Below are 13,057 nucleotides of genomic sequence, written 5' to 3' on the forward strand. Positions count from 1 at the left end.
CCTCCCGGAAGCTGATCGTGGACCTCATCACCGACTTCCCGCTCGGCGACGACCTCGCCGTCGCGCTCCTCATCCTCGGCGTCCTCTCGATCGCCGCGCTCGTCGCGGGGGCCGTCGTGCCCTCCCGGCTGCGGCGCGACGAGGACGGCGCGGAGATCGACCCCGAGCTCGGCCTGCGCCTCGGGCGCGGGCTCAGCGCGGGCGGCTCCGTGATCCTGTGGATCGGCCTCCCGCTCGTGCTGCTCGCGCTCCTCCTGCCGGGGGACACGGACCAGCGGATCCTGCGCTCGGCCCTGATGCTCGTGGGGCTGCTGCTGGGGCCGCTCGCCGCGTGGCGCGGGACCGCCGTGCAGATCGCGGCGCTCGGCCTGGACGAGGAGCGCCGGGGGACCCTGCTGCCGCGCCTCGGCGCGCTGACCGTCGCCGGGGCCCTCGCGCTCGTGGTGCTCCCGGTCTCGCTGTCCCTGTGGTTCCTCCAGCAGGCGGCCTCCGCCCCGCTCGTGGCGCTCGCCGCGGGCGCCGCCGTCTCCGCCCTCGCCCTGCGCGCGACCGCCGTCACCGCGGACGCCGCGGGCGACGCGGCCGCCCTGCTCGTGGGCACGGACGAGCACGAGCTCGCCGCCGACGCCGAGGACAACCTCGGCGCCCCGCTGCTGCGCTCGGCGCGGATGGCCCGCCGCGGCGGCGGCCTCGCCGCGGACCTCGTCGCCGTCGCCGCCGCCCTCGCGGCCCTCGGCCTGCAGATCGGCCTGCCCGTGCTCGCGGGCGAGGCGGTGCTCGTGGTGCTGCTCGCGCTCGGCACGTCCGTGCTCGTCGCCCTCGCCTCCGCCCTCTGGCCGGTGGTGCGCGGGGAGGGGCCGATCGCCGGGCGACTGCGCCTGGGCGGTCTCGCGCCCGCCCTCGCCGGCGGCGTCGGCGCCGTGGTCGCCGCTGCGCTGTGGCTGCCCTCGGCGTACAAGAACCTGCGCTTCGACCAGGTCGGCATGGGCAAGTTCACCGACACCGCGATCGCGGGCAACGAGCCGATGGCCCGCACCGATCTCGAGCCGCAGATCGAGTCCGCGGTCACCGACATGTCGCAGTGGATCTCCGCGACCGACGACTCCCGGGACGCCGGCGCCTTCCTCGACGTCCTCACCCTGTACACGATCTCCCCGGCGACCGTGGTCGCGGGCGCCCTCGCGCTCGGCGCCCTCGTGGCCCTCGGCGTCGTGCTGCTCGGCGGGACGCTCGCGGACCGCCACGGCCGGAGCGTGCTGCGCGCGGCCCGCACGAGCCGCACCGGCGGGGCCCTCGGCACCGTCGCGGGCCTCGGCTCCGCGGCCCTCGTCGCCGCCTCCGCCCTGGGCCTCGTGGTCCTCGTCACGGCCGTGATCAGCGTGCTCTCCGCCGGGATCCCCGCGCTCGCCCTCGCCCTGCTCGTCCATGCGGGTCTCGGCGCCCTCGTCGTCGTGAGCGGCTTCGGGGCGTCCTTCCTCGCGACGACCCTGCTGGACCGTCCCGGCGCGGACCGCGAACGGCGCGAGGCGGCCACCGCCTCCGCGACCGGCCCCCGCCTGGCGCTGCTGCTCGCCGCCGTGCTCGGGGGCCTCGCGGCCGTCGGCCCCGTCGTCACGACCGTCCAGGTCGCCGCCCGCGCCTCCTCGGTGTGGGAGGAGCGGGCGCTGCACGCGGTCACCCCGCAGTCCGTGACCCTACTGGGCGGCCTCGCCCTCGGCATCATGGCCGTGCTGCTGGTCCTCGCCTCGCTCGCCGACGCCGCGCGCCGGGCGGGCGCCCTCGCCGTGGTCGCCGCGCGCGCCGCGCTGCTCGAGGACCAGGACCGTCTGAGCGTCGGCGACCTGCGTGACGGCTCGCGCCGCGCCGCCGTGCCGGCCCTCGCCGTCGCCCTGCTCGCCCCCGTCGTCGCCGCCTACGGGCTGGGGCCGAGCGCCCTGGCCGGCTACGTGGTCGGCGCGGCGCTCACCGCGGCCGGGCTCGGCGTCTGGGCGATCGGCTCCGCCGCGACGCTCGAGGGCGCCGCGGACACGATCGCCGCGGGCCGTTACGGCGGTCCCGGCTCCTGGGGCCATTCCGGCGCCCTCGGCGGCGCCGTGCTCACGGGCGTCCTGCGCTCGACGCTCGGCGCGACCGCCGCCCCGCTGCTGCTGGTCGGCGCGCTCGCGGGGGCCCTCGTGGTCTCCTCGCCGGTCGCGATGATCACCGGCGGCACGAGCCACTACCTGCGCTGGGGCGTGGCCGTCGTCGCGATCGCGATCGTCGTCGTCACCTGGGTGGTCGCCGCGACCGCTCCCGAGGTCGATCTCGAGGACGGGGAGGGCGAGGTCTCCGCGCCGCTCTTCGGCCGCCGGGACGACCGCGACGACGAGGAGCTCGAGACCATCGACTCGATGAGCTGGGAGAGCGACGAGGACCGTCGCTGACGGCCTGCGGGATCAGGCCGTGGGATCCGCGCCGAGACCGCGCAGGACGAAGTCCTCGAGCGCCTCGGGGGAGTAGCGCCGGGCCGTCGGTCCCACGACGAGGCCGTTGACGATCCGCACCGTCGCGTCGACGTCGAGCGCGGGCGAGAAGGAGCCGTCGGCCACGCCGTCCCGGACGATCGTGCGCAGCACCTCCTCGATGAGCACGACGTGCTCCCGCATCCGCGCCGCGTTCTCCGCCGTGAGGGCGGTGCGCATCGTCGAGGACTGCGGCATGTGGAAGGTGAGGGACAGCTCGAGCTGGGTGCGCACGTAGCGGCGCACCGCCTCGACGGGGGAGGGGGCGCCCGCGGTCGAGGCGCGGAGCTGCTCGATGTATCCGGCCGTCTCGTGCATCGCGTACGCGACCAGGAGCGTGTCCTTGTCCGGGAAGTGGTTGTACATGGCGGTGCGACCCACCCCGGCGCGCTCGGCGATCGCCGAGAAGGTCACCGCGTCGAAGTCCTGCGCCTCGAGGAGCTCGCCGAGCGCCGCGAAGATCTTCTCCCGAGTGCGCTCGCGGTGCTCCTCGAGCGAGCCTCCGATGATCTTGGGCATCACGCCTCCGGGGTCGTGGGGCCCACGCCCCCGTGTACGCAGGAACCGCAGGCCGATGGCCTGCGGTTCCTGTCCGAGAGCGGGTGACGGGAATCGAACCCGCGCTGTCAGCTTGGGAAGCTGAAGTTCTACCATTGAACTACACCCGCATGCGCCGGCATCGGCCGACGACCTCCGAGAGCATACCCCGTGCCCAGGCCGCGGCGCGAATCGGACGCCGGCTGACGACCACGACGGGGCGGGCTAGGCTGGCACGCGTGCTGCTGAGCGACCACGACATCCGGACCGAGATCGAGGGCGGGCGCGTGCGCCTGGACCCCTTCGACGCGCAGATGATCCAGCCGGCCTCGGTCGACGTGCGCATCGACCGCTACTTCCGGCTCTTCGACAACCACAAGTACGCGATGATCGACCCGTCGGTCGAGCAGGGGGAGCTCACGCGCGAGGTCGCCGTGGACCCCGACGAGCCGTACATGCTCCACCCCGGCGAGTTCGTGCTCGCCTCCACCTACGAGCAGGTGACCCTGCCGGACGACGTCGCCGCGCGGCTCGAGGGGAAGAGCTCGCTCGGGCGCCTGGGCCTGCTGACCCACTCCACCGCGGGCTTCATCGACCCGGGGTTCCAGGGGCACATCACCCTCGAGCTCTCGAACATGGCGACGCTCCCCGTGGCGCTGTGGCCGGGCATGAAGATCGGGCAGCTGTGCTTCTTCCGGCTGTCCTCCGCCTCGGACAGCCCCTACGGCAGCGAGGGCAACCTCAACCGCTACCACGGGCAGCGCGGCCCCACCGCCTCGCGCTCGCACCTGAACTTCCACCGCACCCGCATCCCCCTCCAGGAGGAGCAGTGACCGCTCGCACCTCCCACCGCCTGCAGCTCCCGCGGGACACCGCGCCGGAGGACGTGCTGACGATGATCACGAACGTGCGCCCCGCGGCCTCCCGCCGTGAGGACGGCGCGCTCGATCTCGGCGACGCGGCGCTGCTCGTCCCGGACACCTCGCCGCGCGGCGCGGGCCGCTGGACCCTCGAGGTCGACCGGGACCGTGAGGACCCGGCCCCCGAGGGCGGCGACGACCTCCGCGGCTACGGCCGCGCCTTCCCCGGGGGCCTGCCCTTCGGTGCGGAGCGCGAGGCGCTGGACCTGCTGTGGTCCCTCGCGCGGCGCCTGCACGGCGCGGTCGTCACCGACGGCGGCGTGCGCCTCGAGCCGCACCCCTTCCACGTCCGCGACCTCACCGTGGTGAGCCCGCACGCACTCGCCCCGGAGTCCCTCGCGCAGCTCATCGCGCCGCTCGAGCCCGAGGCGGAGCTCGACGAGGTGCCGGACGGCGCCTCCGCGACCGGCTACAGCGTCACGATCCCGGTGGGGGAGGGCGAGGAGATCGCCCTGCGCGTGGGACGCAGCTCCGCTCCCACGGCCCTCGCACGGCTGGGCTGGATCGACGGGGCCGTGGACTACGCGATCGTGCACCTGCCCGCGGATCCCGACGAGGAGGAGACCGAGCTGCCCGACGCGGCGACGGGGGAGCGCTGGATGGCGGCCTACCGCCGGATCGGGCTGCTCGCGGGCCTGCTCGTCGAGAGCGTCGGCGGCTACGTCGTGGACCTCGAGGGCTTCCTCGTCGATCCTGCGGATCTCGCCTGAGCTGTCCTCGCCCGAGCGGGGCTCAGACCGAGGCGGAGGCCGCGCGCCCCGCGCCGCCCAGGCGGATCGGCACGAAGGCCAGCAGGCCGATCGCGATGACGACGACGATCCCGAGGATCCCGGTGCGGGTGTCCTGCGCGATCCAGACCACGAGCGCGAAGGCCGCCGTGCCGAGGAAGCCCAGCGCCCGGCCCGTCGTCGCGTAGAGGCCGAAGTTCTCCGTCTCCCGGCCGGGCTGCGAGAGGCGCGTGAGCAGGTTCCGCGAGGCGGACTGCACCGGGCCCACGAAGAGGCAGATCGCGAGGCCGGCGACCCAGAACACGGCCGTCGCCGGCAGGAACAGGACCACGAGGCCCAGCACCACGATCGCCGCGCAGCCGCCGATGATCACCGGCCGCGGCCCCACGGCGTCGTCGATCCGGCCGCCCAGGAACACCCCGATCCCGGCGACGAGGTTCGCGGCGATGCCGAACACGATCACCTCGACGGTCGTGAAGCCGTACGCGTTCGCCGCGAGCACGCCCGCGATCGAGAACACGGCGCCCAGGCCGTCGCGGTAGATCGCCGAGGCCACGAGGTACTGCAGCATGACGGGCTCCTCACGCACCGCCCGCACCACGCGACGGACGATGTCGGCGTAGCCCTGCCAGGGCGTCCACCGCGCCACGGGCTCGAGGGCCTCGTGGCGGGGCGCCCACAGCAGCAGCGGCAGGGTCAGGGCGAGGATCCACAGCGCGACGAACACGGGGATCGCCCGCAGGTTCCAGCCCGCCTCGCCCGTGATCCCGAGCAGGCCCGTGCCCGGCATGACGAAGCCGACCAGCACCACGCCCAGGCACACGATCGAGCCCCAGTAGCCCACCGCCCACGCGGTCCCCGAGATGCGGCCGCGGTTCGCGGGCGTGGAGATCTCCGGCAGCACCGAGTTCACGAACACCCCCGCGAGCTCGCTCGTCACGACGCCGAGCGCGATGAGGACCGCGCCCCAGACCAGGAAGTCCGCGTCCCGGGCGACCGTGGGCATGAGGGCGACGATCGCGACGGTCGCGAGCGTGGTGATCCGCAGCAGGGCGTTGCGCACCCCGCCGCGGTCCGCGAGGTTCCCCAGGAGCGGGGCGAGCAGCGCGATCGCGACCGCGCCGACGGCCTGCCAGGTGGTGAGGACCTGCGAGCCGTGGTCCTGCGCGGCCTTCACGGCGGCGTCGCCCACGGCGCCCTCCGCGGCGACGGCGCTCGCGACGTAGGTCGAGAACACGAAGGTGAGGATCACCGAGCTGAAGGCGGACATCCCGCCGTCCCAGAGCGCGAAGGCGGTGACCGCGCGGCGCAGGGAGCGGGGGGCGGCGGGGCGCGAGGTCGCGGGCATGGGGTCACTGTACGAAGCCCGCGGGCGCCGGCGCAGGATGCCCGTGTTCGCCGAGAGTGAGAAGTGTCCCGGACGGCGGGAGGGGGCGGACCCCGGACAGTAGACTGGACGAGGCCCTTTCCCCCGCGATGGACGGAGACCGCATGCTGTTCATGCTCCTCGCCCATCTGCTCGCCGCGCTCCTCGCGCCGCTGCTGGTGAGGATGCTGGGCCGCAACGCCTTCTACCCGCTCGCGCTCGTGCCCGCGGGCTCCGCGCTCTGGCTCGCCACGGCCTTCGACCCGGCGTCCCTCGCGAGCGCCCCGGTCGACATCTCCGCGGACTGGATCCCGGCCTTCGGGATCGGGCTCGCCTTCCGTGTGGACACGCTGAGCTGGGTGCTCGCGCTCATCGCGACCGGGATCGGCGCGATCGTGCTCCTGTACTGCGCCCGCTACTTCAAGGACACCGAGCCCGCGCTGGGGCGCTTCGCCGGGGTGCTCACCGCCTTCGCCGGCGCGATGGTGGGCCTCGTCCTCGCGGACGACGTCATGGTGCTCTACACCTTCTGGGAGCTCACGACCGTCTTCTCCTACCTGCTCATCGGGCACTACCAGGAGAAGCAGTCCTCCCGCCGCGCCGCGATGAACGCGCTCGTCTCGACCACCGCGGGCGGCCTCGCGATGTTCGTGGGCCTGCTGATGCTGGGCCAGGCCGCCGGGTCCCTCCGGCTCTCCGCGATCCTCACCGACCCGATGTGGTCCGCCCCCGGCCCGTACCTCGTCACAGCCGTCGTGCTCGTGCTCGCGGGCGCCATGTCGAAGTCCGCGCTCGTGCCCACGCACTTCTGGCTGCCCGGCGCGATGGCCGCGCCCACCCCCGTCTCCGCCTACCTCCATGCCGCCGCGATGGTGAAGGCCGGCGTGTACCTGATCCTGCGCCTCGCCCCGGCGCTGTCCGTGCTCGACGTGCTGCAGGTCGTCGTCTCGGTGATCGGGGCGGCGACGATGCTGCTGGGCGGGTGGCGCGCCCTGCGGCAGACGGACATCAAGCTCCTGCTCGCCTACGGCACCGTCTCCCAGCTCGGCTTCCTCGCCGCGATCGGCGCCCTCGCCACGCAGGACGCGGTGCTCGCGGGGCTCGCGATGCTCGTCGCTCACGCCGTGTTCAAGGCGCCCCTGTTCATGGTCGTCGGGATCATCGACAAGAAGTTCGGCACCCGTGACCTGCGCGTCCTCTCCGGGGTGGGGCGCGCCGTGCCCGTCGTCGCCGTGATCGGCATCGTCTCGGCCGCCTCGATGGCCGCGGTGCCGCCGCTGCTGGGCTTCGTCGCGAAGGAGTCCGTGTACACGGCGCTCTGGTACGGCGGCGCCTACCAGCGGGGCCTGCTCGTCGCGCTCGTCGCGGGCTCCGTGCTCACCGTCGCCTACTCGTGGCGCTTCGTGCAGGGCGCCTTCGGTCGCTCCGCCGGTGCCCCGCGCGCCCGCACCCCGCAGATCCCCGTGCTGTTCTGGCTGCCGCCTGCCGCGATCGCGGCGCTCTCGGTGGTGCTCGTCGCCCTCGCGGGGCCGCTCGAGGACCTGCTGACCGGCGCGGCCGCGGTGCTGCCGGAGCAGGAGACCCACGCCCACCTGCTCGTCGTGCCCCACCCGGGGGTGCCGCTCCTGGCGTCCGTGGTCACCCTGGGCCTCGGCGCGCTGCTCGCGGTCGCCGCCCGCCCGGTGCAGCGGCTCCAGCGTGCGGTCTCCCCGATGACCTGGGCGCGCGAGGGGCTCCAGGAGTTCCTCGACGCGGAGCGCCTGTTCCGCCGCACGATGCGCGGCGTCGACGCGCTCGCCGTCGCCGTGACCCCGCTGTTCCAGCGCGGCTCCCTGCCGTACACGCTCGGCACGATGCTCGTCGTGATGATCGCGCTGACCGTCCCCGTCGCGCTCACCCAGGCCCCGCTGCCGCAGAACCTCGTGCCCTTCCACTCGCCGGTCGAGCTGCTCGTGCTCCCGGTCGCCGCGCTCGCCGCGATCGGCGCGGCCCGCTCCCGGCGCCGGCTGCGGGCCGTCTTCCTCATCTCCGTCACCGGCTACGGCGTCGCCGTCCTGTTCCTCGTCTCCGGTGCCCCGGACGTCGCCCTCACCCAGGTGCTCGTCGAGACCGCGATGACGGTCGTGCTCGTGCTGGTCCTGCGCCGCCTGCCCCTGCACTTCTCGCGCCGACCGCTGAGGATCGGGGCGATCGGGCGCTGGGGGATCGCGATCGGCACGGCCGTCACCCTCTGCGGCGCGGCGCTCTACGCGGCCGACGCCCGCTACCTCGACCCGCTGGGCCCCGAGCTCATCGAGCCCGCCTACACCTCCGGCGGCGGGCACAACGTCGTCAACGTGACCCTCGTCGACGCCCGCGTGTGGGACACCTTCGGCGAGATCACCGTGCTGCTCGTGGTCGCGACCGGCGTCGCCTCCCTCATCTTCGTCACCCGCCGCGAGCAGGGCATCTCCCGCGTGCGGGACCTGACCGCGGGCGCCTCGATCTGGCGCCGCCACCCGGACACCCCGCTCCCGCAGAACGTCCTGAACTTCGACGCCCGCACCGACGAGGTCACCGGCGCGAACCGCTGGCGCACCTGGCTCTCCGCGGGCCTGACCCTCGCCCCCGAGCGCCGCATGGTGATCCTCGAGGTCATCACCCGCCTCGCCTTCCCGGTGATGATGATGTTCTCCGTGTACCTGCTCATGGCGGGCCACAACCTGCCCGGCGGCGGGTTCGCAGGCGGCCTCGTCGCCGGTCTCGCTCTGACCCTGCGCTATCTCGCGGGCGGCCGCTACGAGCTCACCGAGGCCGCGCCCGTCCAGGCGGGCCTCGTGCTCGGCACCGGCATGGCGATCGCCTCCGCCGCCGCGGTGCTGCCGCTGCTGTTCGGCGGCACGATCTTCCAGACCGTCACCCCGGTCCTGCACGTGCCGCTGCTGGGCGAGGTCCACCTGCCGAGCGCCCTGCTCTTCGACGTGGGCGTGTACCTCGTGGTCCTCGGCGTGATCCTCGACTTCCTGCGCACCCTCGGCGCGCAGATCGACCAGCAGCAGGAGGCGGAGTCCGATGTCCGTTAGCCTCGCCCTCCTGCTCACCGCCGGCGTGCTCATCGCCTGCGGCGTGTACCTCGTCCTCGAACGCACCCTCACCCGCGTGGTGCTCGGCTTCGTGCTGCTCGGCAACGGCGTGAACCTGCTGTTCGTCGTCGCGGCCGGCCGTCCCGGCACGCCGCCCTTCGAGGGCACGGCGGAGCCGTCGGAGATGACGGACCCGCTGCCGCTCGCGATGGTGCTCACCGCGATCGTCATCTCGCTCGGCGTGACCGCCTTCGGCATGGCCCTCGCCTACCGGGCCTGGCAGCTCTTCGGCCACGACGAGGTCCCCGACGACGTCGAGGACCGCCGCGTGCTGCGCCGCAGCCGCCGCCGCAGCGGGGACGCCGACGACCTCCCGTGGTCGCAGGCCCTGAGCGAGGAGGCGCGCCGCGGTGCGCTGCGCCGCTCGCAGGAGGCGGGCCGGCCCGAGGACCCGCTGGGCGACGACCTCTCCGGCGCCGAGGACGTCCCGCAGGACGCGACCGAGGCCGACGAGGGCGAGGCGCAACCCGCGCGCCGGCCCGCCGGGGCCGCGGGTGCGCGCGACGAGCCCGACGGACCCGAGGATCCCGGCGGCCCCGACGAGACCGACAGCGCGCCGACCACGGGGGATCCCGCCCAGGCGCCCGGCGCCGGGCCCGCCGTCGAGACCGACCACCACCACCGCGACGGCAGAGGGGAGGCCTGAGACATGGAGCTGCTCCTCGCCCTCCCCGTCGTCCTGCCGCTCGCCGGGGCGGCCGCGACCCTGCTGCTGCGCCACCGCCACAAGGTCCAGCTGTGGCTCGCGATCCTCACCCTCGCCGCGATCCTCGCGGTCGCGATCGCGCTCATCGCGCTGGTCCCCGGGAGCGGCGTGCTCGTCCTCCAGATCGGCGACTGGACTCCCACCCAGGGGATCGTGCTGGTCGCGGACAGGATCACCGCGCTCATGCTGCTCGTCTCGAGCGCGGTGACCCTCGCGGTGCTGCTCTACTCGAGCGGGCAGACGGTCGCCGAGAACTCCGAGCGCACCCCGGTCGCGATCTACCACCCCACGTACCTCGCGCTGGTCGCGGGCGTGTCCATGGCCTTCCTCGCGGGGGACCTGTTCAACCTCTACGTGGGCTTCGAGGTGCTGCTCGCCTCGAGCTACGTGCTGCTCACCCTGGGCGGCTCCGCGAGCCGCGTGCGCGCCGCGACGACCTACGTCATCGTCTCGCTGCTGAGCTCCGTCATCTTCCTCTCCGCGATCGCCGCGATCTACGCCGCGACCGGCACCGTCAACATGGCGATGCTCGCGGTGAGGCTCGACGGCCTGCAGGAGGGCACGCGCATGGTGCTCGAGCTGCTGCTGCTCGTCGCCTTCGCGATCAAGGCCGCGATCTTCCCGCTGAGCGCCTGGCTGCCGGACTCGTACCCCACCGCGCCGGCGCCCGTCACGGCGGTCTTCGCGGGCCTGCTCACCAAGGTCGGCATCTACGCGATCCTGCGACTGGAGACGCTGCTCTTCCCCGCCTCGCAGCTGTCGAACCTGCTCCTCGCGGCCGCCGCGCTGAGCCTCGTGATCGGCATCCTCGGCGCGGTCGCGCAGACGGACCTCAAGCGCGTGCTGTCCTTCACCCTCGTCTCCCACATGGGCTACATGCTGCTGGGCCTCGGCGTGAGCACCCGCCTGGGCATGACGGCGACGATCTTCTACGTCGCCCACCACATCACCGTGCAGTCCACGATGTTCCTCGTCGCGGGTCTCATCGAGCAGCGCGGCGGCACCACGAACCTCGCGCGGCTGGGCGGCCTCGCGAAGGCCGCTCCCGTGATCGCGGTGCTGTTCTTCATGCCCGCCATGAACCTCGCGGGCATCCCGCCGTTCTCCGGCTTCATCGGCAAGGTGGGGCTCGTCGAGGCCGGCATCGCCTACGACCGGCCCGCCGGCTGGATCCTGGTGGGGGCGAGCGTGCTGACGAGCCTGCTCACCCTGTACGCGATCGCGAAGATCTGGAACCGCGCCTTCTGGCAGGCGCCCTCGGAGGACGTCGTCGCGAACGACCATCCCGTGCCGCGCGTGATGACGGGGGCGACCACCGCCCTCGTGGCCTTCTCGGTGGGGCTCACGCTGGTCGCGGGCCCGCTCATGACCTACTCCGACGAGGCCGCCCGCGCCGTTCTCGAGCGCACCCCGTACGTCTCCGCGGTGCTCGGTGACGAGGCCGCCGGCGAGCTCCAGTACCGCATCGACGACGCCGGCGAGAAGGTGGTGGAGCGATGACCCGCACGTCCGGCGACCTGCGCCGCTCCTGGGTGGGGCTGCTCCTGGCGGTCGTCGTGTGGTGCCTGCTCTGGGGCGCGGTCGACCTCAAGACGGTCCTCGGCGGCCTGCTCGTCGCGGCGCTCGTCATGGTGCTGTTCCCGATGCCGCCCGTCGGCCACGAGCTGACCCTGCGGCCGCTGCGCTTCGCGTCGTTCCTCGTGCGCTTCCTCGCCGACCTCATGGTCTCCGCGGTCCAGGTGGGCTGGTACGCGATCCGACCCGCGGGACAGCCGCCGAGCTCGGTGATCGCGGTGACCCTCGCGAGCCGCTCCGACTTCTTCCTCACCATGACCGCCGTGCTCGCGACCCTCATCCCCGGCTCCGTCGTGGTCGAGGCGCAGCGGGCCACGGGCACCCTCTTCCTCCACGTCATCGGCGCGGCGGACGAGGAGCAGGCGGAGGCGCAGCGCGAGGCGACCCGGGCGCAGGAGCGGCGGCTGCTGCTCGCCCTCGCCCGCCGCGAGGTGCTCGAGGAGGCGGGACTGCGATGACCCCCGTCGACATCGCCCTGCTCGTGCTCGGCGGCGTGCTCGCCCTCACCGCGATCGCGGTCGTGGTGCGCATGATCATCGGCCCCACGATCCTGGACCGCGCCGTCGCCACCGACATGCTCGTGGTGCTGCTGGTGCTCGCCCTCGCCCTGTACACGGCGCACGCCCACGCCGCCTGGGCCGTGCCCTCGATGCTCACCCTCACGGGCCTCGCCTTCATCGGCACCGTCACCTTCGCGCGCTTCGTGGCGCGCGAGGACCCGGCACGCGCGGGCCGGCGCACGCACGGGGAGGCCTCCGCGACGGGCGGATTCCGGGCGCTCGACCTCGAGCAGCCCGGGAGGGTCGCCGGCGGGGACGACGGGAACGGTCCCGAGGGGGCCGACGGCGGTGCGGCCGACGGCGCGAACACCTGGCAGGACGTCGAGGTGGGGGAGGAGATCCCCGTCAACGCCCACGAGGACGCCGACGGCGGACCGGGGCCGGTGGACGAGGACGACGAGCTCGTTGAGGGCTTCGGCCGTGAGGAGGGCCCGCGATGACCGCGCTCGAGATCCTCGCCGTGGCGCTCATGTCCCTCGGCGTGCTGCTCACGGTCGTCGCCGCCGTGGGCCTGCACCGCTTCGACGGCGTGCTCGCCCGCATGCACGCGACCTCGAAGCCGCAGACCCTGGGGCTCATGCTCGTGTTCGGCGGCGTCGCCCTGCTCGTGGGCTCCTGGGCGCTCGCGGGGATGCTCGTGCTCGTGCTCGTCGCGCAGATGCTCACGGTCCCCGTGGCGAGCACGATGGTGGGCCGCGCCGCGTTCCGCCGCGGCTTCGTGCGCGGGGGCGAGTACGCGATCGACGAGCTCACCCCGCGCCTCGCGGACGCGGGCGACGAGGACGACGACGAGGACGGCTTCCTCGACGAGGGCGACGACCCGCACGAGGGCCTCGCGGCGCAGGCGGAGGACCACCGCTTCCCCGAGAACGTCGTCGCGGCGGAGGACGCCGCGGGCGCCGTCATCGACCGCAACTGGGACGAGCCCGAGGACGAGGACGACGACCTCGGCCCGGACCCCGAGAGCTACGACCTCGACCTGGGCGACGAGACCGAGCGCGAGGCCGAGGAGGTCGCGGAGCGCGACGCGCGCCGCTGACCC

Annotated in this window: 11 protein-coding genes and 1 tRNA gene; 9 read left to right on the plus strand and 3 right to left on the minus strand. The window is 74.0% G+C overall.

Translation table 11 applies throughout. From position 1 onward, the window contains the following. Positions 1 to 17 precede the first annotated feature (17 nt). The gene (locus tag ABD080_RS08220; RefSeq protein WP_343904355.1) at positions 18 to 2,423 is read left to right on the plus strand and encodes a pyrophosphatase; all 2,406 of its coding nucleotides are present in this window, start codon (positions 18 to 20) and stop codon (positions 2,421 to 2,423) included. A 12-nt stretch (positions 2,424 to 2,435) separates the two neighbouring features. On the opposite strand, the gene ABD080_RS08225 is transcribed toward ABD080_RS08220, so the two are convergent. After that, complete coding sequence (locus tag ABD080_RS08225; protein WP_137769947.1) at positions 2,436 to 3,020, minus strand: TetR/AcrR family transcriptional regulator; 585 nt, start codon at positions 3,018 to 3,020, stop codon at positions 2,436 to 2,438. A 78-nt stretch (positions 3,021 to 3,098) separates the two neighbouring features. Then, positions 3,099 to 3,169: transfer RNA gene (locus ABD080_RS08230), tRNA-Gly, on the minus strand. Between the two features lie 108 nt (positions 3,170 to 3,277). Between ABD080_RS08230 and dcd the strand changes: the two genes are divergently transcribed. Continuing rightward, positions 3,278 to 3,871, plus strand: a complete 594-nt coding sequence (gene dcd / locus ABD080_RS08235) for a dCTP deaminase (protein WP_168198032.1) — start codon at positions 3,278 to 3,280, stop codon at positions 3,869 to 3,871. Continuing rightward, positions 3,868 to 4,668 (plus strand): hypothetical protein, encoded by an 801-nt coding sequence (locus ABD080_RS08240; RefSeq protein ID WP_343904356.1) that lies wholly within the window; start codon positions 3,868 to 3,870, stop codon positions 4,666 to 4,668. Before dcd ends, ABD080_RS08240 begins: the two co-directional genes overlap by 4 nt. Before the next feature lie 22 nt (positions 4,669 to 4,690). Here ABD080_RS08240 and ABD080_RS08245 read toward each other — a convergent pair whose 3' ends face one another. Further along, positions 4,691 to 6,034 (minus strand): MFS transporter, encoded by a 1,344-nt coding sequence (locus tag ABD080_RS08245; protein WP_137769950.1) that lies wholly within the window; start codon positions 6,032 to 6,034, stop codon positions 4,691 to 4,693. 143 nt (positions 6,035 to 6,177) lie between these two features. Between ABD080_RS08245 and ABD080_RS08250 the strand changes: the two genes are divergently transcribed. Genes ABD080_RS08250 through mnhG form a run of 6 tightly spaced genes read left to right on the plus strand, consistent with a single transcriptional unit; the run spans position 6,178 to position 13,054 of the window. Then, the gene (locus ABD080_RS08250; protein ID WP_343904357.1) at positions 6,178 to 9,114 is read left to right on the plus strand and encodes a Na+/H+ antiporter subunit A; all 2,937 of its coding nucleotides are present in this window, start codon (positions 6,178 to 6,180) and stop codon (positions 9,112 to 9,114) included. Continuing rightward, positions 9,104 to 9,820, plus strand: a complete 717-nt coding sequence (locus ABD080_RS08255; RefSeq protein ID WP_343904358.1) for a Na(+)/H(+) antiporter subunit C — start codon at positions 9,104 to 9,106, stop codon at positions 9,818 to 9,820. Before ABD080_RS08250 ends, ABD080_RS08255 begins: the two co-directional genes overlap by 11 nt. Positions 9,821 to 9,823: 3 nt before the next feature. After that, entirely contained in the window at positions 9,824 to 11,380 is a 1,557-nt protein-coding gene (locus ABD080_RS08260) for a Na+/H+ antiporter subunit D (RefSeq protein ID WP_343904359.1), read from the plus strand. Then, positions 11,377 to 11,913 carry a Na+/H+ antiporter subunit E gene (locus tag ABD080_RS08265; protein ID WP_343904360.1) on the plus strand — a complete coding sequence of 179 codons (537 nt, stop codon included), beginning with the start codon at positions 11,377 to 11,379 and terminating at the stop codon, positions 11,911 to 11,913. Before ABD080_RS08260 ends, ABD080_RS08265 begins: the two co-directional genes overlap by 4 nt. Continuing rightward, positions 11,910 to 12,455: an MrpF/PhaF family protein gene (locus ABD080_RS08270; RefSeq protein WP_343904361.1), complete on the plus strand. Its 546-nt coding sequence runs from the start codon at positions 11,910 to 11,912 to the stop codon at positions 12,453 to 12,455. Before ABD080_RS08265 ends, ABD080_RS08270 begins: the two co-directional genes overlap by 4 nt. Beyond that, entirely contained in the window at positions 12,452 to 13,054 is a 603-nt protein-coding gene (mnhG, locus tag ABD080_RS08275; RefSeq protein ID WP_343904362.1) for a monovalent cation/H(+) antiporter subunit G, read from the plus strand. The genes ABD080_RS08270 and mnhG overlap by 4 nt, the downstream gene beginning before the upstream one ends. Positions 13,055 to 13,057: the final 3 nt, after the last annotated feature.

It is taken from the genome of Brachybacterium rhamnosum (assembly GCF_039526185.1).
GTDB classification, from domain to species: Bacteria; Actinomycetota; Actinomycetes; order Actinomycetales; family Dermabacteraceae; genus Brachybacterium; species Brachybacterium rhamnosum.